Annotated in this window: 23 protein-coding genes and 1 pseudogene; 14 read left to right on the top strand and 10 right to left on the bottom strand. The window is 61.8% G+C overall.

Translation table 11 applies throughout. The features are described from left to right. The first annotated feature begins 156 nt into the window (after positions 1-156). The 4 genes from coaBC to argB all read left to right on the top strand — a co-directional run bounded on the left by coaBC (position 157) and on the right by argB (position 5,378). Positions 157-1,365: a bifunctional phosphopantothenoylcysteine decarboxylase/phosphopantothenate--cysteine ligase CoaBC gene (gene coaBC / locus PSTU_RS0111705; protein WP_019341215.1), complete on the top strand. Its 1,209-nt coding sequence runs from the start codon at positions 157-159 to the stop codon at positions 1,363-1,365. Between the two features lie 2 nt (positions 1,366-1,367). After that, complete coding sequence (gene dut / locus PSTU_RS0111700; protein WP_019341214.1) at positions 1,368-1,823, top strand: dUTP diphosphatase; 456 nt, start codon at positions 1,368-1,370, stop codon at positions 1,821-1,823. Positions 1,824-3,056: 1,233 nt separating this feature from the next. Beyond that, positions 3,057-4,448 (top strand): phosphomannomutase/phosphoglucomutase, encoded by a 1,392-nt coding sequence (algC, locus tag PSTU_RS21910; protein ID WP_202799406.1) that lies wholly within the window; start codon positions 3,057-3,059, stop codon positions 4,446-4,448. A gap of 15 nt (positions 4,449-4,463) precedes the next feature. Beyond that, positions 4,464-5,378: an acetylglutamate kinase gene (argB, locus tag PSTU_RS0111690; RefSeq protein WP_019341212.1), complete on the top strand. Its 915-nt coding sequence runs from the start codon at positions 4,464-4,466 to the stop codon at positions 5,376-5,378. Between the two features lie 69 nt (positions 5,379-5,447). On the opposite strand, the gene PSTU_RS0111685 is transcribed toward argB, so the two are convergent. Both PSTU_RS0111685 and pyrE read right to left on the bottom strand, forming a co-directional pair. Further along, positions 5,448-6,032, bottom strand: a complete 585-nt coding sequence (locus PSTU_RS0111685; protein WP_019341211.1) for a DUF4124 domain-containing protein — start codon at positions 6,030-6,032, stop codon at positions 5,448-5,450. 372 nt (positions 6,033-6,404) lie between these two features. Next, positions 6,405-7,046: an orotate phosphoribosyltransferase gene (pyrE, locus tag PSTU_RS0111680; RefSeq protein ID WP_019341210.1), complete on the bottom strand. Its 642-nt coding sequence runs from the start codon at positions 7,044-7,046 to the stop codon at positions 6,405-6,407. Positions 7,047-7,130: 84 nt separating this feature from the next. Here pyrE and PSTU_RS0111675 point away from each other — a divergent pair, with 84 nt between their 5' ends. After that, entirely contained in the window at positions 7,131-7,910 is a 780-nt protein-coding gene (locus PSTU_RS0111675) for an exodeoxyribonuclease III (RefSeq protein ID WP_019341209.1), read from the top strand. A gap of 53 nt (positions 7,911-7,963) precedes the next feature. On the opposite strand, the gene PSTU_RS0111670 is transcribed toward PSTU_RS0111675, so the two are convergent. Together PSTU_RS0111670 and rph are read right to left on the bottom strand one after the other, a co-directional pair. Then, positions 7,964-8,332: a DUF4870 domain-containing protein gene (locus PSTU_RS0111670; protein ID WP_019341208.1), complete on the bottom strand. Its 369-nt coding sequence runs from the start codon at positions 8,330-8,332 to the stop codon at positions 7,964-7,966. 18 nt (positions 8,333-8,350) lie between these two features. Further along, positions 8,351-9,073 carry a ribonuclease PH gene (rph, locus tag PSTU_RS0111665; RefSeq protein WP_019341207.1) on the bottom strand — a complete coding sequence of 241 codons (723 nt, stop codon included), beginning with the start codon at positions 9,071-9,073 and terminating at the stop codon, positions 8,351-8,353. 212 nt (positions 9,074-9,285) lie between these two features. Between rph and PSTU_RS0111660 the strand changes: the two genes are divergently transcribed. The 6 genes from PSTU_RS0111660 to PSTU_RS0111635 all read left to right on the top strand — a co-directional run bounded on the left by PSTU_RS0111660 (position 9,286) and on the right by PSTU_RS0111635 (position 16,067). Beyond that, positions 9,286-10,149, top strand: a complete 864-nt coding sequence (locus tag PSTU_RS0111660) for a YicC/YloC family endoribonuclease (protein ID WP_019341206.1) — start codon at positions 9,286-9,288, stop codon at positions 10,147-10,149. A 66-nt stretch (positions 10,150-10,215) separates the two neighbouring features. Next, positions 10,216-10,836 (top strand): guanylate kinase, encoded by a 621-nt coding sequence (gene gmk, locus PSTU_RS0111655; RefSeq protein WP_019341205.1) that lies wholly within the window; start codon positions 10,216-10,218, stop codon positions 10,834-10,836. A 174-nt stretch (positions 10,837-11,010) separates the two neighbouring features. Then, positions 11,011-11,274, top strand: a complete 264-nt coding sequence (gene rpoZ / locus PSTU_RS0111650; protein ID WP_019341204.1) for a DNA-directed RNA polymerase subunit omega — start codon at positions 11,011-11,013, stop codon at positions 11,272-11,274. A gap of 60 nt (positions 11,275-11,334) precedes the next feature. After that, positions 11,335-13,443 carry a bifunctional GTP diphosphokinase/guanosine-3',5'-bis pyrophosphate 3'-pyrophosphohydrolase gene (gene spoT / locus PSTU_RS0111645; protein ID WP_019341203.1) on the top strand — a complete coding sequence of 703 codons (2,109 nt, stop codon included), beginning with the start codon at positions 11,335-11,337 and terminating at the stop codon, positions 13,441-13,443. Between the two features lie 101 nt (positions 13,444-13,544). Beyond that, the gene (locus PSTU_RS0111640; RefSeq protein WP_019341202.1) at positions 13,545-13,925 is read left to right on the top strand and encodes a RidA family protein; all 381 of its coding nucleotides are present in this window, start codon (positions 13,545-13,547) and stop codon (positions 13,923-13,925) included. Positions 13,926-13,964: 39 nt separating this feature from the next. Further along, a complete protein-coding gene (locus PSTU_RS0111635) occupies positions 13,965-16,067 on the top strand; it encodes a CHASE2 domain-containing protein (protein ID WP_019341201.1) in 2,103 nt (700 codons plus the stop codon). Between the two features lie 6 nt (positions 16,068-16,073). Here PSTU_RS0111635 and PSTU_RS0111630 read toward each other — a convergent pair whose 3' ends face one another. After that, entirely contained in the window at positions 16,074-16,667 is a 594-nt protein-coding gene (locus PSTU_RS0111630; protein ID WP_019341200.1) for an OmpA family protein, read from the bottom strand. A gap of 5 nt (positions 16,668-16,672) precedes the next feature. Continuing rightward, complete coding sequence (locus PSTU_RS0111625) at positions 16,673-17,146, bottom strand: FecR domain-containing protein (protein ID WP_237709863.1); 474 nt, start codon at positions 17,144-17,146, stop codon at positions 16,673-16,675. A gap of 359 nt (positions 17,147-17,505) precedes the next feature. Between PSTU_RS0111625 and PSTU_RS22285 the strand changes: the two are divergent. Then, positions 17,506-17,622 (top strand): annotated as a pseudogene (locus tag PSTU_RS22285) (hypothetical protein); the annotation flags it as partial. Between the two features lie 145 nt (positions 17,623-17,767). On the opposite strand, the gene PSTU_RS0111620 reads toward PSTU_RS22285, so the two are convergent. Continuing rightward, complete coding sequence (locus PSTU_RS0111620) at positions 17,768-17,965, bottom strand: hypothetical protein (RefSeq protein ID WP_019341197.1); 198 nt, start codon at positions 17,963-17,965, stop codon at positions 17,768-17,770. 619 nt (positions 17,966-18,584) lie between these two features. Between PSTU_RS0111620 and PSTU_RS0111615 the strand changes: the two genes are divergently transcribed. Continuing rightward, positions 18,585-20,552 carry an AAA family ATPase gene (locus PSTU_RS0111615; protein WP_019341196.1) on the top strand — a complete coding sequence of 656 codons (1,968 nt, stop codon included), beginning with the start codon at positions 18,585-18,587 and terminating at the stop codon, positions 20,550-20,552. A gap of 109 nt (positions 20,553-20,661) precedes the next feature. On the opposite strand, the gene PSTU_RS22045 is transcribed toward PSTU_RS0111615, so the two are convergent. Next, the gene (locus tag PSTU_RS22045; protein ID WP_237709862.1) at positions 20,662-21,057 is read right to left on the bottom strand and encodes a helix-turn-helix domain-containing protein; all 396 of its coding nucleotides are present in this window, start codon (positions 21,055-21,057) and stop codon (positions 20,662-20,664) included. Then, positions 21,057-21,731 carry a hypothetical protein gene (locus PSTU_RS22040; protein ID WP_237709861.1) on the bottom strand — a complete coding sequence of 225 codons (675 nt, stop codon included), beginning with the start codon at positions 21,729-21,731 and terminating at the stop codon, positions 21,057-21,059. The genes PSTU_RS22045 and PSTU_RS22040 overlap by 1 nt, the downstream gene beginning before the upstream one ends. Positions 21,732-21,843: 112 nt before the next feature. Between PSTU_RS22040 and PSTU_RS0111605 the strand changes: the two genes are divergently transcribed. Beyond that, positions 21,844-23,121: a tetratricopeptide repeat protein gene (locus PSTU_RS0111605; RefSeq protein WP_019341195.1), complete on the top strand. Its 1,278-nt coding sequence runs from the start codon at positions 21,844-21,846 to the stop codon at positions 23,119-23,121. 41 nt (positions 23,122-23,162) lie between these two features. On the opposite strand, the gene PSTU_RS0111600 is transcribed toward PSTU_RS0111605, so the two are convergent. After that, positions 23,163-23,780 (bottom strand): TPM domain-containing protein, encoded by a 618-nt coding sequence (locus tag PSTU_RS0111600; RefSeq protein WP_019341194.1) that lies wholly within the window; start codon positions 23,778-23,780, stop codon positions 23,163-23,165. Positions 23,781-23,807: the final 27 nt, after the last annotated feature.

Raw genomic sequence — 23,807 nt, 5'->3', positions numbered from 1 at the left:
GCCCCCCCCGCGCCCGGCCAGTCACGAATGCTCATGTCACCTCCATGTCGAGCGCGTCCCTCGTCCTCTGAGGGCGCTGTGCTATCTTAGCGGCCTTTTATCCACGGCAGCCGGCCCTCGCCGGAACCAGTTCTCACCCCGTAACAAGGCAGGCCTATGCAGCGGCTTTATCGTAAACGCATCGTCCTGGGCGTCGGCGGCGGCATCGCTGCCTACAAGAGCGCGGAGCTGGTGCGCCGGCTCCGCGACCAGGGCGCCGAAGTGCGCGTCGTAATGACCAGCGGCGGCCGTGAATTCATTACGCCGCTAACCCTCCAGGCCCTGTCCGGCCACCCTGTACACATGGATTTGCTCGACCCTGCTGCCGAGGCAGCCATGGGGCATATCGAGCTGGCGCGCTGGGCCGATCTGGTCCTGGTGGCGCCCGCTACGGCCGACTTGATGGCGCGTCTGGCTCAGGGTGTCGCCAATGACCTGTTGACCACGCTCGTGCTCGCGACCAACGCACCGGTAGCCCTGGCGCCCGCAATGAATCAGGCCATGTGGGCCGATCCCGCCACCCAAGCCAACCGCGCTCTGCTGGAGCAGCGTGGGATCCGCCTGTTCGGCCCGGCATCCGGCAGCCAGGCCTGCGGTGATGTCGGCCTCGGCCGCATGCTCGAAGCGGATGATCTGGCGCAGGCCGCGGCTGACTGCTTCGAACGCAGTCTGCTGACCGGAAAGCATCTTTTGATCACTGCCGGCCCGACTCAGGAAAACATCGATCCGGTGCGCTACATCACCAATCACAGCTCCGGGAAGATGGGGTTCGCCCTGGCTGAAGCGGCCGCCGAAGCCGGAGCCCGCGTGACGCTGGTGGCCGGGCCGGTGTTCCTGCCGACACCCGACCGCGTTCAGCGCATCGATGTGGTCAGCGCACGAGACATGCTCGCCGCGTGCGAAGCGGCAATGCCGTGCGATCTGTTCATTGCCGCCGCAGCGGTCGCCGATTACCGACCCGAAGTGGTCGCGCCGCACAAGCTGAAGAAAGACCCCGCCAGTGGGGACGGCATGCTATTGCAGATGGTCCGCAACCCCGACATCCTCGCCACGCTGGCCGGGCGGACGGATCGTCCATTCAGCGTCGGCTTTGCGGCCGAAACGGAAAACCTGCTGGAGTACGCCACGCGCAAGCTGCGTGACAAGAACCTCGACCTGATCGTGGCCAACGACGTCGCTAACCCGAGCATCGGCTTCAACAGCGAAGAAAACGCCGTCACCGTGATTGACCGCCAACAACACGAAACCCGCTTCAGCCAAGCCAGCAAGGGGCACATCGCTCGCCAGCTAATCGCCTTTATCGCCGACCGTTACCACCAGGCCTGACCATGCACAAACTTCAAGCGAAAATTCTCGACCCCCGTCTTGGCACGGATTTCCCGCTACCCGAGTACGCCACCAGCGGCTCCGCCGGGCTCGACCTGCGCGCCATGCTGCCAGCCGATACCACACTGGAGCCAGGGCAGACCTTGCTGATCCCTACCGGTCTGTCCATTCATATTGCCGATCCGAGCCTCGCGGCACTGGTCCTGCCGCGCTCTGGCCTGGGCCACAAGCATGGCATCGTGCTGGGCAACCTTGTCGGCCTGATCGACTCCGACTACCAGGGCGAACTGATGGTCTCCTGCTGGAACCGCGGCCAGACCAGCTTCAACATCGCAGTAGGCGAGCGCATCGCGCAGCTGATGCTGGTCCCGGTGATCCAGGCGCAGTTCGAACTGGTGAGCGAATTCGACAGCAGCGACCGCGGCGCCGGCGGCTTCGGCCATTCGGGCAGTCACTGAGATATTTCTCGCCTTTTTCAGGACGAACCGAGGAGCTCCATGAAACTCTTCAAGCGCACCGCCAAGGACGACACCGTTCTCAACCCTGCCGATACCGCCCCGCCCCGCCCACGCCGTAGCGCTGGACTGAAAACGCTCACACCTGGATTGATCCCGGGGTTGCTGGGGCTCGTGGTCGCCGGTGGGCTGCTTTGGGTCGCTCAGCAGGGCAGTCAGCAGCAGCACGCCAATGCACTCGCCCAGGCATGGGGCCAGAGCCAGGCTTCGGCGATCAATCAGGCCCTCCGCCAACTGGCCGAAGACACGCGCGCCGCCGCCAGCGATCCGCAATTGCTCGAAGCACTGCGCAGCGACCAGCCGCAGCAGATACGCGCCGTTGAACGTGAGCTCGGCTACCGGGACGGTGTCATCGATGCGCACATCAGCCTGCGCGGCCAGGCGCGAACGGATGCCAGCCGACCCGGACCGCTGAATTTTGCCGCACTGGACATGTTGCAGCGCGCCGAGAATGGGCAAACGCCGGCAACCGAAGCATTCAAGTTTGGCACACGCTGGCTGCTCTACAGCGCTGCGGCGTTGCGCCCGGAAGCCGATCAGCCGGTACGCGGCACTCTGCTGCTGGTAACCAGTCTGGAACGCTTTCTGGCCACCCTGCCGCAACTGCCAGCCGAAGCCGGGCAACTGCGACTGACGCAGCAATTCAGCGCCGCCCCAACACAGGTGTTGGCCCAGCGTGGCGGAGCCGGCCTGGATGGGGCAGCAATAGACCTGCCGAGTAGCAACCCGAACTGGAAGATCAGTTTCTTACCGGCATCAGAGCTTGGCGCCGCGAGCCTTTCACCCCTACTGGTGCTGGCGGCGGCGCTGGCGGCGTTCTGCGGCCTGCTGCTCGGCCTACAGGCGGTGCTCAGCACACAGCAACGCAGGCTCCGAGAAGATGTCTTGCATCTGGGTCAAATGGTTCAGGAACTCTCTAACGGCAAGACCATCAAAACACCGACTTTGAGCCTGCCGGCGCTTGATGCGCTGGCTAAGAGTCTGGTCCGACTGCCGCTTCGCACCGCCGGAATGGCATCGACCAAGGCCCCGGCTGCAATTCAGCCTGCAGTTCGGCAAGCCCCATCTACCGATTATGTCGACCCTCTTTTCCAGGACACCGACATTCTCGACATCGATATTCTCGACGAGGACCAGGACTGGCTTGGCCTCGATACCAAGGAGCGAGAAACCGCAATGAGCGCCCCTAAAGCCCCGCAACTGCCCGCGAGCATCTTCCGCGCCTACGATATCCGTGGCGTAGTCGGCGACAGCCTGACTACCGAAACTGCTTACTGGATTGGCCGGGCAGTGGGCTCCGAGAGCCTGGCCCAGGGTGAACCAAACGTGTCGGTTGGCCGCGACGGGCGTCTGTCCGGCCCCGAATTGGTCCAGCATCTTATCCAGGGCCTGGTAGACAGCGGCTGCAACGTCAGCGACGTCGGCATGGTGCCGACCCCGGTGCTTTACTACGCCGCCAACGTGCTGGCCGGCAAATCCGGCGTGATGCTCACTGGCAGCCACAACCCGCCGGACTACAACGGCTTCAAGATCGTCATCGCGGGCGACACCCTCGCCAACGAGCAGATCCAGGCGCTACGCCAGCGCATCGAAACCGGCAATCTCAGCGAAGGCGTTGGCCAGGCCGAACAGGTCGACGTACTGGAAAGCTACCTCAAGCGAATCCGCGACGATATCGCCGTGGCCAAGCCGATGAAGGTGGTGGTCGATTGCGGCAACGGCGTCGCCGGCGTGATCGCGCCGCAACTGATCGAAGCCCTGGGCTGCAAGGTCATTCCGCTGTTCTGCGACGTGGACGGCAACTTTCCCAACCATCACCCAGATCCGGGCAAGCTGGAAAACCTCGAAGACCTGATCGCCAAAGTGAAGTCCGAAAATGCCGACCTGGGCCTGGCGTTCGACGGCGACGGTGACCGCGTGGGCGTGGTGACCAATGCCGGCAGCGTGGTTTTCCCAGACCGCCTGCTGATGCTTTTCGCCAAAGATGTCGTGGCGCGTAACCCTGGCGCCGATATCATCTTCGACGTCAAATGCACACGACGCCTGACACCGTTGATCAGCGGCTACGGCGGTCGTCCGGTCATGTGGAAGACCGGGCACTCGTTGATCAAAAAGAAAATGAAAGAAACCGGCGCGCTGCTAGCGGGCGAGATGAGTGGCCACATTTTCTTCAAAGAGCGCTGGTACGGTTTCGATGACGGCATCTACAGTGCCGTGCGCCTGCTGGAGATCCTCAGTCAGGACAAGCGCAACGCGGAGCAGGTATTCTCGGCTTTCCCGAACGATATCTCGACCCCCGAAATCAATATCCAGGTCACCGAGGAAAGCAAGTTCAGCATCATCGAAGCGCTGCATCGCGATGCGCATTGGGGCGAGGCGAACGTCACCACGCTCGACGGTGTGCGCGTCGACTACCCGAAAGGCTGGGGCCTGGTTCGCGCCTCGAACACCACTCCGGTACTGGTGCTGCGTTTCGAAGCCGAAACCACGGACGAGCTCGAGCGCATACAGGAAGTCTTCCGCGCGCAGCTTTATACTGTCGCGCCTGATCTCACCCTGCCGTTCTGACTTGCGGAGCCCTGCATGACCCTCAGCCGTGAAGCTGCCACCCAATTCGCTCAGGTTCTGTCCGAAGCGCTGCCCTATATCCGCCGTTTCGTCGGCAAGACGCTGGTCATCAAGTACGGCGGCAACGCGATGGAAAGCGAGGAGCTGAAAACCGGCTTCGCACGCGATATCGTGCTGATGAAAGCAGTCGGCATCAACCCGGTGGTTGTGCATGGCGGCGGGCCGCAGATCGGCGACCTGCTCAAGCGCCTGAACATCGAAAGCCAGTTCATCGACGGCATGCGGGTCACCGACAGCCAGACCATGGACGTGGTTGAAATGGTGCTCGGCGGCCAGGTCAACAAAAGCATCGTGAGCCTGATCAACCAGCACGGCGGCGCAGCCATCGGCCTGACCGGCAAAGATGCCAAACTGATCCGTGCGAAAAAGCTCAAGGCCACACGTCAGACGCCGGAAATGACCTCGCCGGAGATCATCGACATTGGCCAGGTTGGCGAAGTCACCGGGGTAAATACCGAGCTTCTGGAAATGCTGGTTCGCGGCAACTTCATCCCGGTTATTGCACCGATCGGCGTTGGCCCGGACGGCGAGTCCTACAACATCAACGCCGACCTGGTCGCTGGCAAGGTTGCCGAAGCGCTGAAGTCGGAAAAGCTGATGTTGCTGACTAACATCGCCGGCCTGATGGACAAGCAGGGCCTGGTGCTGACCGGGCTGACCACCGCACAGGTCGACGATTTGATCGCCGACGGCACCATCTACGGCGGGATGCTGCCAAAGATTCGCTGTGCATTGGAGGCGGTACAAGGCGGCGTCCACAGCGCGCACATCATCGATGGCCGCGTTCCCAATGCGGTGTTGCTGGAGATCTTCACCGACATTGGCGTCGGTACGCTGATCACCAACCGGAAGGCCCCAGCGCCGCAGTGAAACAGTCTTGAAAAAGCCCGGCTTCTCGGATGAAAAGCCGGGCTTTTTTTCGTCCGGTTCTAAATCCCGCTAATTCGACTGGCCGAGCAACTCGGCTACACGCTCACGCTCCTGGCCGTAGCTGGCTTCGGCCTGCTTGCGGGTTTGCCTGTAGCGTTCGACGTCCCGCTTCAGGCTGGCCTGTTCCTTGGCGAGATTGTCGATCTGTACGAGTAGCTGCTCGGGTACTTTGCGCCCAGCACGTTCATGGTTGGCCGCCTGGCTCTGGAGATTCGCCTGCTGCGTCCGCAGTGATTGGAGGTTGCCGCGGGTGATACCGATAACGCTGTCGAGCTCTGAAAGCCTGCGCGCCTTGGCGCGCTCGACATCAGCGACACTGGCATACAGCCGCAGCAATTGGGCGTCGGTCTCAGCGCGGACTTTAGCCTCCTGAATACGCTGACGCTCTTGTGCGGTAGGTGCCGGAGGTATGACCTGCGTTACACGCCCCTGGTCATTCAGAACCTCGTAGCCGCGACCGATAAACTGCGGCGGCACCCCATGCCGATCAAGGACCACTACACCCTTGTCGTCAACATAGCGATACAGCTCGGCTTGCGCTGCCGTTACCCCCAGCAAGCCCAGCAGCAACACCACGCGCGTCCAATTTCGCATACTCCTGCCTCTTCCGTACCCGGTGCTATCGGCACTGCTACACGTAATGCCTGATTGTTCTTAATGCCCGAAGGGTTCCAGCTTATACAAACCCCGTCACAGTTGCGCAGCAATAAGCGCACCAACTGTGCCCGCACCGCCTGGCCTGAGACTGGCCTGCTACTTACTCGCAGCAGCCCAGATCAGAAGAGTCAGACCGGAGATGCACAGAGCCTACCGGCTGGCTTGATCGAACCGGCAGGCCAAAGCCAACGCACGATGACAGCGAAATACCGGCTATATGGACGTAATTGGTCAATTGCTGACAAAGTGCAAATCGCTCCGACTTGAACAATGCCGATGTTTGCGGCGCCCAAATTCAGCAGCGCAGCCTCAGATGCCGTATTGATCCCGATAGGCCTCGACTGCCGGCAAATAGCGCTTGAGCTGGTCATCCTGCCCTAGAAACTCCAGCACCTGAGCGAGTGAAACAATGCTGACCACGGGCATTCCGTAGTCCTGCTCCACTTCCTGAATAGCCGACAGCTGGCCCTGACCTCGCTCCTGCCGATTCAGCGCGATCAGCACGCCGGCGGCTTGTGCCCCCTGCGCCTGGATGATCTGCATGACTTCACGAATCGCAGTCCCAGCAGTAATCACGTCATCGACGATCAGCACGCGGCCACTGAGCGGCGCACCGACCAATGTGCCGCCTTCGCCATGGTCCTTGGCTTCCTTGCGGTTAAAGCACCAGGGCAGGTCACGCTGGTGATGCTCAGCCAGCGAGATTGCCGTCGCTGCTGCCAGCGGAATGCCCTTATAGGCTGGGCCGAAGATCACGTCGAAATCGATGCCGCTCTCGGCAATCGCTGCCGCATAGAAGCGCCCCAACTGTGCCAGCGCCGCGCCACTGTTGAACAACCCGGCATTGAAGAAGTAGGGGCTGGTGCGCCCGGACTTCAGAGTGAACTCACCGAAGCGCAGAACCCCGCGCTCGATGGCGAAGCGAATGAATTCGCGCTGGTACGCCTGCATGAAGAATATTCCCGGAAGACACTGATTTAGCTAATTGCAAAGAGCTTGGGTTATCATACACGCACGTGTTTTTAGGGGCCATTTATGCGGATCATCAGCGTCAACGTGAATGGCATTCAAGCGGCGGCGCAGCGAGGATTACTCAGCTGGTTGCAAGCGCAGAATGCCGATGTCATCTGCCTGCAGGATACCCGCGCTTCCGTAGTAGAACTCGACGATCCCGCCTACCAACTCGACGGATATTTTCTCTATACCGTCGATGCCGAAATCCCTGAACAGGGCGGCGTCGCGCTGTACTCCAGGCTGCAGCCAAAGGCTGTCATCATGGGCCTTGGATTTGAGACTGCCGACCGCTACGGCCGTTATCTGCAAGCGGACTTCGACAAGGTCAGCATCGCCTCGCTGCTTTTGCCAACCGGCCGGGGCGGGGACGAAGACCTGAACCAGAAATTCAAGTTCATGGACGATTTCGCCCATTACCTCGACAAGCAGCGCCGCAAGCGTCGTGAGTACATCTATTGCGGCTCGTTGCACGTCGCGCACCAGAAGCTGGATGTCAAGAACTGGCGCGATTGCCAGCAGGCGACCGGCTTTCTGGCGCCCGAACGCGCCTGGCTGGATGAGATCTTTGGCAACATGGGCTACATCGATGCCATGCGCGAAGTCACGCGCGAGGGCGATCTGTACAGCTGGTGGCCCGAGACTGAACAAGCTCAGATGCTCAATCTGGGTTGGCGCTTCGACTACCAGATCCTCACATCCGGCATGCGTCGCTTCGTCCGCAACGCCCGTTTGCCGCGCCAGCCACGCTTCTCCCAACATGCGCCGCTGGTCGTGGATTACGACTGGACGCTAAGCCTCTAACAGCCGAAAGAACACGCCCAGCACAGGCGCGCTCTTGCGGGTCAACCTGGGCGCTATTTCACGATCCGCCAGCAAAACGGGTAACGATAAGGCTTACCCTCGTTGGCGCGGATTCCGGCGATCACCACCAGCACCAACGCCACCACGCTGATCAGCACCATCAACGGAAAGCCGATCAGAATCCAGGCAAGCACTCCGCAGATCATCAACAGAATGCTGAAGGTGATCTGGAAGTTAAGCGCTTCCTTGCCCTGCTGATCGACGAAGGGATCCATATCCTTCTTCAATTGCCAGACGATCAACGGGCCCAGCACGTTGCCAATCATCGGCACCAGAAACCAGAAGAACGCCGAGTAATGACAGAACATGGCCCACTGCCGCGCTTGCGCAGAGGGCTGCGGAACCAGCTCTTGATCAGACATGACGTTCTCCTCTGTTCCCTAGTCAGCCAGCGCAGCAAGTTGCAGGGCAAACAGCTCCTGCATACCGCTTTGCGCCAACGCCAACATCGCGTTCAGCTCTTCCGGCTGGAAAGGCGCACCCTCAGCCGTACCCTGGATTTCGATAAAGCCGCCGGCACTGGTCATCACCACGTTAAGGTCCGTTTCGGCCGCCGAATCCTCCAGATAATCAAGGTCGAGGACTGGTTCGCCCTGGTAGATGCCTACCGATACGGCCGCAACCATCTGCTTGAGCGGATCACCACCCTTGAGCCCGCCGCGCTTTTTCAGCAACTTCAACGCATCGACCAGGGCAACCATCGCACCGGTGATCGAAGCAGTACGCGTACCGCCATCGGCCTGAATCACATCGCAATCGATATAGATGGTGTTCTCGCCGAGCTTGCTCATGTCCAGCGCTGCACGCAGCGACCGACCGATGAGCCGCTGAATTTCCAGCGTGCGTCCGCCCTGCTTGCCCCGACTGGCTTCACGCTGGTTACGTTCGCCAGTGGCGCGCGGGAGCATGCCGTACTCTGCAGTCAGCCAGCCCTGCCCCTGCCCTTTGAGGAATCGGGGCACGCCATTCTCGATGCTGGCGGTGCAGATCACCTTGGTGTCGCCGAACTCAACCAGCACCGAGCCCTCAGCGTGCTTGGTGTAGTTGCGAGTGATGCGGATCGAACGCAGCTGGTCGGCGGCGCGGCCACTGGGACGCTTCATTGGGACATATCCTGATCTGAATGAGTGACGGCCATTATAAAGGCGTGACCCACCCTAAGGGCCACCGTCGAGCCAGCCGAGTCCAAACCATGCTGCAACGAATCGCTCAAAGGCCGAGCGGCCTTAAATCCCGGTCGACGAGGCACCGACGTCACTGCCCGCGTTTTCATTTACAATCCTCCGCCTTTCGTCACCGCACCGGGAGGTCCCCCATGATTTACAGCATGACCGCTTTCGCCCGCGCCGAGCAGGCCGGCGAGCACGGCACCCTCAGCTGGGAGATCCGCTCGGTCAACCATCGCTATCTCGAACCGCACCTGCGTTTGCCCGAGGCGTTTCGCGATCTCGAAGGTGCGGTCCGCGAGGCGTTGCGCAAAGGCCTCTCGCGCGGGAAGGTCGAATGTACTCTGCGCTTCGCTGAAGATGCCGCTGGTCGCTCGATGCAAGTCGACCAGGAGCGGGCCCGCCAGCTGATCAGCGCGGCTGAAAGCGTTGCGGCCTTGATCAAGCAGCCCGCAGCGCTCAACCCGCTGGAGATCCTCGCCTGGCCCGGCGTCCTAGTGGGCGACTCGGCAGACCCGCAGGCGCTAAATAGCACGGCTCTGCAGTTGTTTCATCAGACGCTGGAACAGATGAGGGCCGGTCGCCTACGCGAAGGTGAAGAGCTTGCCCGCTTGATCAACGAACGCCTCGACGCTATCGGCAATGAAACCGCCACGCTCCGCAGCCAGGTTCCACAGATGCTCGCCGCTCAGCGCCAAAAGCTCCTCGACCGCTGCGCGGAGATGCGCACCGAACTGGACCCTCAGCGCCTCGAGCAGGAACTCGTGATGCTGGCGCAGAAGAGCGATGTAGCCGAAGAGCTCGATCGTCTCGGCACCCATGTCACCGAGGTGCGCCGGGTATTGAAGTCCGGCGGGGCAGCCGGACGCCGTCTGGATTTCCTCATGCAGGAACTCAACCGCGAAGCGAACACACTGGGCTCCAAGGCATTCGACACGCGCAGCACCCAGGCAGCGGTCAATCTCAAGGTCCTTATCGAGCAGATGCGCGAGCAGGTCCAGAACATCGAATAACCGCAGACTCGGGCGTCAGAGGCCCAAGTTCGTTTGTCCACATCAGCAATCCGCAAAGAGAATCCAATGGCAGCCTCCACCGGTACGCTCTACATCGTTTCCGCGCCTTCCGGGGCCGGCAAGACCAGCCTGGTCAAGGCACTGCTCGATGCGCAGCCACAGGTTCGTGTCTCGGTTTCGCACACGACCCGACCGATGCGCCCAGGCGAGGTGGATGGTGTCAACTATCACTTCGTCAGCCGTGAAGAGTTTCTGGAGCGGCACACGCACAATGAATTCCTCGAACATGCTGAGGTTTTCGGCAATCTGTACGGAACGTCCCAGCGCTGGGTCGAACAGACCCTGGATGAAGGTTACGACCTGATTCTGGAAATCGACTGGCAGGGCGCGCAGCAGGTTCGTCGCCTGATGCCGCAAGCCAAATCGATTTTCATCCTCCCACCCACTCAGGAAGCACTGCGGCAACGCCTGACGAACCGCGGGCAGGACAGCGACGAAGTCATTGACAAACGCATGCGTGAAGCCGTCAGCGAGATGGCCCACTACGTTGAGTATGATTACTTGGTGATCAACGATGACTTCGCCCACGCGCTGATCGACTTGCAAGCGATTTTCCGCGCCAACCAGCTCTTACAGACCGCTCAACAGCAACGCTTCAGTAGCTTGCTCCAGCAATTGCTGGCCTGAAATCAGGGCGGCGCGACTAACCGAGTCGCAGCTGCGGGTGCCCCCTTGGTCCGCTAAAGGGCCGCCACGGCGGCGGGCAGCGTTTTACCGCTTCCCTATTGGCTGGTGATTTTTTAGACTATCCCGTCCGCTCGCCCATTCGGGCATGCTTTACCGCTATTGATGAGGAACACCATGGCCCGCGTTACCGTTGAAGATTGCCTGGACAACGTAGATAACCGCTTCGAGCTGGTCATGCTCGCCACCAAGCGCTCGCGTCAGCTCGCTACTGGCGGCAAAGAGCCCAAGGTAGCCTGGGAAAATGACAAGCCGACCGTGGTGGCGCTGCGTGAAATCGCCTCCGGCCTGGTGGATTACGAGGTTATCGCCCAAGACGACATCGTCGACGACGAGCCGCTGTTCGTTCAGTACGAGGAAGAGCCCAACGAGGCCCTCTGAATAAATGCCAGGTCGAAGTCGAACCGCAAACACAGCGCCCTGCCGGCAAGGAGCAATCCCTTGCCAGCCATAGACGCTCTTGCTGATCGCCTGTCGACCTACCTCGGCGCAGACCAGGTCAACCTGGTGCGCCGAGCCTATTTTTACGCCGAGCAGGCCCATGATGGTCAGCGCCGGCGCAGCGGTGAAGCTTACGTCACCCACCCCCTCGCGGTAGCCAACATCCTCGCCGACATGCACATGGACCATCAGAGCCTGATGGCCGCGATGCTGCATGACGTCATCGAGGACACCGGCATTGCCAAGGAGGCCCTGACTGCGCAGTTCGGCGAGACCGTGGCCGAGCTCGTCGACGGTGTCAGCAAGCTCACCCAGATGAAGTTCGAGACCAAGGCCGAAGCCCAGGCCGAGAACTTCCAGAAGATGGCCATGGCCATGGCGCGCGACATCCGCGTCATCCTGGTCAAGCTCGCCGACCGCCTGCACAACATGCGCACGCTTGAAGTGCTCGCCGGTGAAAAGCGCCGCCGCATCGCCAAGGAAACCCTGGAAATCTACGCGCCCATCGCCAACCGGCTGGGCATGCACGCCATGCGCGTGGAATTCGAGGATCTCGGCTTCAAGGCCATGCACCCGATGCGCTCGGAGCGCATCCGCGCCGCGGTACGTCGCGCGCGGGGCAATCGCAACGAGATCGTCGACAAGATCGAGCAGTCGTTGATCCATTGCCTTGAACGCGACGGCCTGGAAGGCGAAGTTGTCGGCCGCGAAAAGCATCTGTACAGCATCTACAAGAAGATGCGTGGCAAGCGCAAGGCGTTCAACGAGATCATGGACGTCTACGCCTTCCGCATCGTGGTCGACAAGGTGGACACCTGCTATCGCGTACTGGGCGCGGTGCACAGCCTGTACAAGCCCCTTCCCGGCCGCTTCAAGGATTACATCGCGATCCCCAAGGCGAACGGCTACCAGTCACTGCATACCACGCTGTTCGGCATGCACGGCGTACCCATCGAGATCCAGATTCGTACCCGCGAAATGGAAGAGATGGCCAACAACGGCATTGCCGCGCACTGGCTGTACAAATCGAACGACGATGAGACGCCCAAGGGCACGCACGCCCGCGCGCGTCAGTGGGTCAAGGGCGTACTGGAACTGCAGGAGCGCGCCGGCAATTCGCTGGAATTCATCGAGAGCGTGAAGATCGACCTATTCCCCGATGAGGTCTATGTCTTTACGCCCAAGGGCAGCATCATGGAGCTGCCAAAAGGGTCCACCGCGGTGGACTTCGCCTATGCAGTGCATACCGACGTCGGCAACACCTGCATTGCCTGCCGCGTCAATCGGCGCCTGGCTCCACTGTCCCAGGCGCTGGAAAGTGGTTGCACGGTGGAGATCGTCACCGCACCGGGCGCGCGCCCAAACCCGGCCTGGCTGAATTTCGTCGTCACCGGCAAGGCGCGGACGCACATCCGCCATGCACTGAAACTGCAACGCCGCTCGGAATCGATCAACCTCGGTGAACGCCTGCTGAACAAGGCATTGACCGGTTTCGAAACCAGCCTGGAAAGCATTTCCCAGGAGCGAATCCGCACGGTACTCAACGAGTACCACATGGACGTCATCGAAGACCTGCTCGAAGACATTGGCCTGGGCAATCGCATGGCCTACGTCATCGCTCGCCGTCTGCTGGCCAGCGAAGGTGAACAGGCACCGAATGCTGAAGGCCCGCTGGCCATACGCGGCACCGAGGGCCTAGTGCTGAACTACGCCAAGTGCTGCACACCGATTCCCGGTGATCCCATCGTTGGCCATCTATCCGCCGGCAAGGGCATGGTCGTGCACCTCGACACCTGCCGGAATATCGCCGATGTGCGCCACAATCCGGACAAGTGCATCCAGCTGTCCTGGTCCAAGGACGTCACTGGCGAGTTCAATGTCGAACTGAGGGTCGAGCTGGAACACCAGCGCGGCCTGATCGCTCTGCTGGCCGGTAGCGTCAACGCCGCGGACGGCAACATCGAAAAGATTGGCATGGACGAACGCGACGGCCGCATCAGCGTAGTCCAGCTGGTTGTCAGCGTTCACGACCGGGTCCACCTCGCCCGCGTGATCAAGAAGCTTCGTGCCATCAAGGGCGTCATGCGCATCACGCGGATGAAAGCATAGAAAATCGATAAGGGCGCCGGCGGCTAAAGGCTGGACGAAGGACACGTATTCGTTCAGCCTTCAGACTCTCGCGTTTTCTCGTCTTCTATTCGGAGTCTTTCATGCCCCGCACCGTCATCAATACCGAAAATGCCCCTGCCGCCATCGGCACCTATTCCCAGGCGATCAAGGCCGGCAGCACCGTGTACATGTCCGGCCAGATCCCGCTGGACCCGAAAACGATGCAACTGGTGGAAGGCTTCGAAGCCCAGACCGTACAGGTTTTCGAGAACCTCAAGGCTGTCGCCGAGGCCGCTGGGGGATCGCTGAAAGACATCGTCAAGCTGAACATCTTCCTGACCGACCTCGGCAACTTTGCCACCGTCAACGAAATCATGAGCCGTTACTTCGAACAGCCCTACCCCGCCCGCGCCGCCATTGGCATCGCTTCCCTGCCCAAGGGCGCTCAAGTCGAAATGGACGCCGTTCTGGTCCTCGACTAATCCGGCCAGCCCGTCGGCCGGTTGCAGGGAGCGCGACTGATGACTCTACCCGGCCGTCTGGCATCGCGCGTGCTGCTTGCCAGCATGGGTTTGCTGGCAGCATGCGCGCTCTATCTCGCCGAACCGCTGCTGCTGCAGACACTGCGCAACAGCCTGTTCGATCAGTATCAACGCTGGCAACCACGGCCCGCACCGGCAGAAACCAAGGTGCTGGTGTTGGACATCGACGAGGACAGCCTCGCGCGCCTCGGTCAGTGGCCTTGGCCCCGGGACCAGATGGCACAGCTGCTGGATCGGCTGCATGACGCCGGCGCCGCCGTTGTGGTGTTCGACGTGCTGTTCGCCGAACCGGACCGCAGCTCCCCGACACAACTGCACGAACAGCTCCCAGCCGAACTCGCAGCGCAACTGAAGCAATTGCCTGACCATGACCAGCAATTTGCCGAGGCAATGAAGCGCCAGCCCAGCGTTCTCGGCTTTGCCGCAACACGTGCGCCGACTCGTTCCACGCCCATGAGCCGCTTCGCCGTCCAGCTACCGGCCGCAGCGGCCAGTCCCGCCTTTCCGACATATGCAGGCACCGCCACCCCATTGCCCGAACTGAAGTCGGCCGCGGCAGGAAGCGGTGCCATGACATTCCAACCGGACGGGGACGGCGTGGTAAGGCGCGTGCCATTGATGATCAAGGTAGACGATCACCTGCTGCCTTCACTGTCGACCGAAGCGATACGCGTTTTTCTGGAGCAAAAGCTCTACCGCGTCGACGCCGATTCGCGTGGTGACGTCGCTCAGGTCAGCATCGGCCGTATCGCTCTGCCAACCAATCGTCGCGGTGAACTCTGGGTGCACTATCGCGCCGACATGAGCGCACAGAACTTGCCGGCATGGCAGCTGTTCGAAGGACTTGCCGACCCCAGACTGCAAGGCGCCGTGGTGCTGGTCGGCAGCTCGGCGCAAGGACTGCAGGACCTCCGTTTCAGCCCGCTTGGCGGCATGGTTCCCGGGGTACAGGTGCATGCACAGGCCATCGAGCAGGCACTGTACGGAGCGCCGCTGCAACGCCCTTACTGGGCCAGCCCGATCGAAGCACTGACGCTTCTTCTCGCCGCCCTGCTGCTCTGCGGCATCACGCTCACTACCGGAGCATTGACCGGTACCCTGGTATCGGCAGGGCTGCTGGTCACGCTGAACCTTGTTGCCTGGTGGGCCTATTCACGCCATGGCCTGCTGCTCGATGCACTCAGCCCTAGCCTGGGCCTGGCCATCGCCTACCTTGGCGCCAGCATTGCTCGCCATCGTGCCAGCGAACAGCAGCAGCGCTGGGTGCGCGAAGCCTTCTGCCGCTATATCTCACCGAACCTCGTCGAGCACCTGGTGCGCCACCCCGAACAATTGCGCCTGGGCGGCGAGCGGCGCTGCTGCAGCTTCGTCTTTACTGACCTGACGGATTCAACCCGGCTGATGGAGGGGCAACCGCCGGAGCGAGTGGTAAGCATGCTCAATGAATACCTGGACGGCATCATCCAGATCGCCTTCCGCCATCACGGAACGCTGGAACGCATCATGGGCGACGGTATGGCCATTCTTTTCTCCGCACCGCTGGCGCAGCCCGATCATCAGCAACGGGCCCTCGCCTGCGCTTTGGAGATTCGCCTTTTCACGCGGGAACATGCCGTCGGCCAGCACGCCGCCGGAACTGCGCTTGGAAGGACTCGCATTGGCGTGCACAGCGGTGAGGTGGTCGTGGGCAATTTCGGTGGCTCGACGCTGTTCGACTACCGTGCGCTTGGGGATGCGGTCAATGTCGCAGCGCGGATCGAAGGTGTGAACCGTTATTTCGGCACCGAGCTGTGCGTGTCGCAGGCGATCCGCGATGCCAACCCTGGCATACCGATGCGACCGGTCGGCAACGTATTGCTCAAGGGTAAGGAGCAGCCGCTGCGCCTTTACGAGCCTTGCGAAACGCAACCGGACGCTCTGTACGAGGCGGCATACAAGCTGCTGTCAGCTGACCAAGAAGACGCGCTCGACGCATTCGAACGGCTGGCCGCTCAAAGACGGGGCGATGCGCTGGTGCATTACCAACTCGAGCGTTTACGCAGCGGGCAATGCGCAGAGCTCATCGTGATGACGGATAAATGAACGGTCTCAACGGACGCTGACCTCGACTCGGCGATTGCGCGGTTCGGACACCCCGTCGGGTGTCTTGATCAGCAAATTGCGCTCGCCGTGCGACGAGACCCTGAGATCGATCACGTCGATATGGCGCTTTCGCAACATCTCGGCCACAGCTTGCGCTCGTATCAGCCCTAGCTGCTCGTTCCAGCGTGGACCACTGAGCGTGTCGGTGTGGCCGATGACCGAGACGGCTGAAGGGCCACGCTGGCGGATCGTCTCGAATACATCCTCGATAGCCCGCTCCGACTTCTCGGTCAGCTCGGCGCTGCCGATCTTGAAATACAACTGGAAGCGTTGTGGTAGCGCTGGCTGCGCCGCCAGCGCGTCGGAGAAATCACGCGCGATACGCAGGTCGCCAACCTTGAACGGCCCCGAACCGAAGCCCCTTGAACCGATCACGGCACCCTGATGCTTGCGATCAAGGCGCGTCTGGCCCTGTGCATCTTCGATGACCACCGCACCCGTCGTGCCATCGGGGCTTTCCAGAAGCACGACGTAGTTACCTGTCGCACAGCCGGTCATCAGCAGCGCGAAAAACAACAGCGCAAACGTTTTTTGCAGCATTCGCCTCACTCGCTAACCTTCACCAGAAAGTGCGTGCCCCGTACTCCGATGGTGCCGGTCGGGGTCTTCAGCTCGACGGCCTCGGGCTTGAGCTTGGCAATCACACCGGAAATGAAATTCAGCGTGCCTCGGCTGATACGCGCGCTCAGCTTCAACTCTTCGCGGGCTGGCTCGAACTGGTACTCGTCCAGCGTGAACTCGCTATTGGGACCAAAGGACATCACCGTGTTGTCGCTCAGGGTGACACCCATCGAACCCTCGGCGCCGGTGCGCAGCGTCGCACCAATGATCACAGCCTGACCGACCCGCGCATCGATGGTCTGCCCACGGCTGGTCATGCTCGCCTCGCCCTGCACTTTCATGATGTAACCGATGGGCTCACTTATTTCGTCCGCGACTGCCAGCCCTGAGGCCATCAAGAAGCCAAGGGCAAGTACAGTCTGGGCAATTCTGCCTAGCGGAGCGATTCTGGCGACCATGATCAATGTGACCTCCTTGGCTGGCCGATGGCCTGCGACTCGGCGCGTTGCACCGGGTTTCGCTCACCGGTATTTTCCTGGCATTTCCGTCAAGTAATCGCCGCAGGATGCAGCATGACCTCTAGCAAACACAAGCTCAGCGACGAGAGCTGGGCTCAGCGCTAGTCACAAGGAGAAACTGCCGAGCCTGGTCCAGCCCCCCTCGAGGCTCGCCACGCGTAGAGGTGGCGCACTTGCAGGAGGCGATCGCCTTCGTGGCGGTGTGCACCATTGCTCGAGAGCTGGTGGCCGGAACGGATCGAGCGGTCACAGCACATTGGGGAACAGCGCTGGACTCGCCACTTCGGTCGGCGCGAAGCATGGCCATCGCCGACATCTTCGAGGCGCTGACCGCCTGTGATCGCCCGTACAGGAAGGCCAAGCCGCTGAGCGAGTCGCTCGGCATTCTTGCGCGGCTGCGCGATCGTCGCCATCTCGATGCCGATCTCTTCACGCTGTTCCTGTCGTCCGGGTTGCACCTGCGCGACCGCCACCTCAGGCCGGAGCAGCCCGGTCAGGCAATATCGCAGGATTTCGGCAGCCCTCTACCGCTACTGCCAACTGACGGCCTCACGGCTTTTATCAACTGGCGACGCGACCCTCCCATAGCGCCTTGTCGTCGAGTTGGCAGGTATCGACGTAGCGCGGCATGCCGCCGATCTCCTCCAGCTCCGTCATGCCTGCCAGCTGGCTGACGATGCGGTAACGCTTGCCTGCGGTCTTGTCTTGCAATGGATAGAGCGCGGCAATCTGCTGCGCCAACTCGGTCAGGGTGGACATGGTGCGGGTAGTGCTCTGGGTACGAAAAGCCAGGCTATTTACTACGAATCGGCGCCCTTTGCGCGGAGCAGCCGACGTCTAGCAGGCCACTCATCGGAACGGCTTGTTTTTACAGGCAAATCCAGCCTTTCGTGGCGCATCGAGCGGCCTCGGTCAAAGCAACAATAGCGCTCCCCGTTTGGGCCTTTCACCTTGCCAGGCAGCCATCGGGCCCCGTCGACAAGCCCCGAAGTCATAACTCAGGTAGTTCACCGTATCGTGATGCCACAGCCACAAGCGCAGCTCCCGACGATAGCGTCTGATGGAGCCGCGGATCGTCTTTCGACCAGCGCCTCAGCGCGTCCTTTCGCTAGCCGCTTCGTTCCACGACCAACCGGTCATTCGTCGAAAACCAGCGTGCCATTCGTCGCGCAGCCGCTCGCATGGTGGCACTTGCCGTATTCTCGCCGGCTATCGGAGTCCAGCAACCCGATTCGCAGTCCGGCATATAAATCGCATCCAACGCGCCCGTACTGTGCTGCGCCACGCAATTGGCGCCGCGGGGCTTTCCCGCGAACAACTGTGGTCCGCCCTCGGCGGTTGTTTGTCGAAACATCGGGCTGTCCCGATTGGATGTGAAATGAAAACACCACGTCTGCTACAAGGTCGCCGCGGCCCTGTGCTCGCCATTTTCATGTTGTTGCTGATTGCCGCATGTATCGCCTACTGGCAGTTGCGGCCAACCGCTCCGTCAACGCCAGCGACTGGCGCTGCGGCGAGCATGCTCGAAGCCCTGCAGGAGTCAACCGACCCCTGGCAAGCCAATCGCCGTGATCTTTCCGTATTGATGGGCGACTTGCGTGGCGCCTCGATCGCCAGCGCAGCGCTGGGCAAAGATGCGGTGTACATCAGCCTGCAAGACGGGCTGCACTATTGGGTGCCTGATCAGTCCGGGCGTGTTGCCCAGCTGTTGCTCGATCAGTACGCCAGCAGCGAAGGCCAGCTTTTCCCGCTGACGCTATTCGAGACGGACGCCGAGACACCCTGGTACAAGGGCGTACTGCCCTACGCGCCATTTATCCTGCTGCTGGTCGGCGCGCTGACGTATCTGGCGATCAAGAGCCAGGCCTTCCAGGTACAGCGCAAGGGTAGCGGCATCAGCTTTGCCGACGTGATCGGCGCCAGCGAAGCCAAGCAGGCGCTCACCGATGTCACCAGCTATCTGCGCGACCCGGCCGCCTATGCGGCGCTGGGCGCCCGCCCACCCAAGGGCGTATTGCTGACCGGCGAACCCGGCACCGGCAAGACCCAGCTGGCCAAGGCCCTGGCCACAGAGTCCGACGCCAGCTTCATTCAGGTGACCGGTAGCGACTTCTCCTCCATGTACTTCGGGGTGGGCATTCAGAAGGTCAAGGCGCTGTTTCGTACCGCCCGCAAGCAGGCACCGTGCATCATTTTCATCGATGAGATCGACGGCATCGGCAAACGCGCCGAGCAGCAGCGCTCCAGCGATGCCGAGAGCAACCGCATCATCAACCAGTTCCTCGCCGAGATGGATGGGTTCGACGGTGCCAGCGGCGTGCTGGTACTGGGCGCCACCAACTTCCCTAATTCATTGGATCCGGCGCTGGTACGCGAAGGCCGCTTCGACCGCTCAATCGCCGTCGGCCTGCCGGGACTGAACGACCGCGAAGCGCTGTTTCGCCTGTACGCAGCGAAGATCCGCGCCGAGCAGGACCTGGATTTCGCCCAGCTGGCGCGCAACACCGTTGGTCTGACGCCCGCCGCCATCGCCTATATCGCCAATCATGCGGCACTGCTCGCCGCACGAGGCGCCGCGAAGACAGTCACCATGGCGCACTTTGTCGATGCCGTGGAAACCTGCCGTATCGGCGAGCAGCCTTCGGGTGTCACGCCGATGTCGGCCACTGATCGCAAACGCATCGCCGTGCACGAAGCCGGCCATGCGCTGGTCGCCGCTGCGCTGAAAACCGGTCGAGTAGAGAAAGTCACCATATTGCCGCGTGGCCAGGCGCTGGGCGTGACCCTGGTAACGCCTGTCGAAGACAAGCGTCTGCACATGGAATCCGAGCTGCGCAACCGCATCCAGATGCTGCTGGCCGGCCGCGGCGCCGAGCAGCTGTATTTCCACGAAGTCTCCTCCGGTGCCGGTCAGGACTTGCAGGAAGCCTCGAAGATCGCGTTGTCAATGGTTGGCGCGCTGGGGATGGGGCCTAACGGTTCGCTGCTCAGCCTGCAGGCGGTGCGCGACGCGCACATCGAGTTCGATTCCGGCGAATCCATCCGGGCGGCCGACAACCTACTCAAGCAGCTCGATCGGGAATGCATGGCCCTGCTGCAGCGGCTCAAGCCGGCACTGGATGAGATCGCTGACAAGCTGCTAGCCGAGGAAACCGTGCCGGGAGAAGAAGTCCTCGCAGCCATTGAGCGCCTGCCCGAGCATCATCACGAAGCCAGCGTCAGCTCGATCATCGGTCACGCCATGAGCAGCATCGACCGGGTGGCCGCCAGCGCCATGGAGAACAACGAGTTCCTCGATCTGGCGCCGGTGGAGCAACCCGAGGACGACGGTCCGGGCATGCTCTGAGCCCGGCGCCCGCCCTCGGGCTGAAGCGATTATTGAAACCAGCGCCACCGTCCTGGGTGGCGCGTCGTCAAGGGCGACAGTCGGCACCCGCCGTCGGCCGTCAACCCGCTCAATGCGCACCGACAGCGGCGGTCTGCGTCGCCACGCCGGCCAAGCGTCGCGCCAACACACCGAAGCGTCGGCGGTACTGCGCCGGCGTCAGGCCTACCTTGCGCCGGAACAGTCGGCCGAAGAACCCGGCGTCCTGATAGCCGACCTCCCAGGCGATGGCTTCAACTGGAAGGTCACCGCTTTCCAGCAATTGTTTGGCCTCCTCCAGCCGCAGGGTGTGCACATAATCCAGAGGCGACAGCCCGGTGGCCTGGGCGAAGCGGCGTTGAAAGGTTCGCTCCTGCAAGCCGCTGATCCGCACCATCGCCGCCACCGGCGCTTCGCCGTCGTAATGCTGCGCAGCCCATTCCTGACAGCGCGCAATGACCGGATCGGCGAGCTGGCCGGTGCGCATCATCGCGGCGTAGGCAAGCGGGCTGGTCGCATCCCAGGTTCATTCCTGGCGACCTCCATGGCCTCTCTCGCGCCAATGAAGCGGGCGATAAGAAACAGCCCCAACGCGTGCCAGCTGCTGCCGCTGCCTGACATGACCAGCCGCTGGCCGATCCCCGCGGTCACCAACGCCTTATCCGGCTGCCAGTGGACCTCGGGATATTCGCGGCGCAGGCAGTCGCAATACCCCCAGTGCGAGATGCCTTCGCAGCCTTTCAGCAAGCCGGTACGGGCCAGCAGTATCGCCCCCGAACAGGCCGAGGCCAGCGTCGCGCCTGCCTCGTAACGCTCACGCATCCATTGCGCTTCCTGGTCGTAGCGGTCATCCAGGGGCTCGAACGGACTGATCGCCAGGTTGCTGACGATCACCACATCGACCGGCGGCGCGTTGCCAAGGCTGGTGTGAGGCTGAATCGGGACATCGTTGTATGCCCGCAGCGGTTGCCCGTCGCGGCTGATGATCAGCGGGAGAAAGGGTGATTCGACGTCGGTCTGGTTGATCAGCTGCTGCCAATCGCGGCGGGTGCCTAACAATAAATCGTAGAGGCCGAACAAGGTCGAGGCCGTGCTGTCCGGCGTCGCCAGGAGGGCGACGGTCAAGGGTGACAGGCTTTCAGCATGATCTAAGCGTGTCATGGCGGAAATGGCCGTTTTGTTTCCAGGATGACTTTAGTCCGACTCGCCTGCCCCCTCGACTATAGGCTCCGTTGGCACCTGCCAACGAACTGGACTCATGGAGCATAGAACAATGAAAGACGCACATGGCTACCAACTGACCGGCTGCAATGGCCAGGCGCAGGTCCTGCTCGACCAGGCCCTCGCGCAGTTTCGCTGCCTGCGCACCGATTCGCTGGCGAGCACTGAAGCCGCTCTCGAGGCTTCCCCTGAACTGGTGATGGGCCACATCCTGCATGCCTGGCTCTATCTACTGGGCACCGAAGCGGCCGCTATACCGGTTGCGCAAGCATCGCTGGAGCAGGCCCGGGCACTGCCGCGAAACGACCGCGAGGCGCGCCATATACAGGCCCTGCAACTGCTGATCGCTGGGCGCTGGCACGCATCGGGACGCACGCTTGAAGACCTCAGCCTCGATTACCCTCATGACCTGCTGTCCTTGCAGGCAGGCCATCAACTGGACTTCTTCACCGGCGATGCCCGCATGCTGCGCGACCGTATCGCCCGCGCTTTGCCGGACTGGTCAGCGGCCGTTCCCGGCTATCACGCCGTGCTCGGCATGTACGCGTTCGGATTGGAGGAAACAGGCGACTATCGTCACGGCGAGCGGATTGGCCGCGAAGCGGTGTCGCTGCAGCCCGACGATGCCTGGGCGCAGCATGCCGTCGCCCACGTGTTGGAAATGCAGGGCCGCCGCGAGGAAGGCATCGCCTGGATGCGTGGCAATCCGGCCTGGCAACAGGACAGCATGCTCGCCGTGCATAACTGGTGGCACCTGGCGCTGCATTACCTGGAGCAGGACGACTTCGACACAGTGCTGGCGCTCTTCGATGGGCCGATCGACGGCCATCAAGGCACTCTCGCACTGGAGCTGATCGATGCCAGCTCGATGCTGTGGCGCCTGCAATTACGTGGGGTCGATGTGGGCAACCGTTGGGCGGGCGTTGCCGAACGCTGGGCGGCGATGGCCGAGGATGGCCGTTATGCCTTCAACGATTTTCACGCGGCGATGGCCTTTGCCTGCAGCGGCCGCGAAGAATTGCTCGGCCAGCTGCGAGAAGCACAACAGCGTGCCTGCCATAGCGACGATGACAACGCACGCTTCACCCAGCTGATCGGCAGGCCAACGGTGGAAGCGGCGGTGGCATTCGTCGAGGGCCGCTATGGCCGTTGCGTCGAGCTGTTGCGGTCAGTTCGCAGCCAGGCCCACGTGTTCGGCGGTAGCCACGCGCAACGTGACCTGATCGACCAGACACTGATTGCCGCGGCTCGTCGCAGCGATCAGAGCAGCCTGGTTCGCGGCCTGCAGCGTGAACGCGAGTTGCTTGCTCGACAGCGCAGCGTGGCCTGAACCGAGAGGGATGCCGGCGCCGCTGACATCCCTTTTTAAGGCTAAGGCAGCACCACCAAATGGTTCGGCAGCTCGTTGCGCTCGTGGGTCGCCGGTACATGCTGCGAGAGCAGCAAGCCACAGGCTTCGATGCATCCGAGAAACCCATCCAGCACCTTGCCGTTGCGCACGTCGTGGGTGAAAGTCTCGACGATCGATTCCCAAGCGCTGTTATCGATGCGGCTGGAAATCCCCCGATCAACCAGAATCTCCACATAACGCTCGGCTTCGGAGACGAAGATCAGCATGCCGGTACCGTCGTCCGTGTGGTGAAGGTTCAGTTCGATGAACTGACGCCGTGCCAGGTTGCAAGCCCGCCAGTGGCGGACCGAGCGCGGGATCAACCGACTGGTTAGCTTGGGGATACGGAATATCACCGCGAGTACGATAAAGGTCAGCCATTGCACCAACAGCAGCTGCCAGGCGGCCAGCCAGCCGCTGAAGAACAGCAACGCGCCGGGCACCAGCAGCGAGATCAGGCTCGCCCATAGCAACGGGATATAGCGATAGTCATCCGCCTGCGCTGCCAGCACCGTTACCAGCTCGGCGTCAGTATTGCGTTCAACGCGGCCTATCGCCTCGGCCACTTGCTGCAGCTCGCTTTCGCTCAAAAGGGTCATTGCATATCCGTTATTGATGAGGCTCTC

The sequence above is a fragment of the Stutzerimonas stutzeri SDM-LAC genome (assembly GCF_000235745.1).
Taxonomy (GTDB): Bacteria; Pseudomonadota; Gammaproteobacteria; order Pseudomonadales; family Pseudomonadaceae; genus Stutzerimonas; species Stutzerimonas stutzeri_H.
Note: the sequence above shows the minus strand (reverse complement) of the source record. Positions and strands in the feature narration are given on the sequence as shown.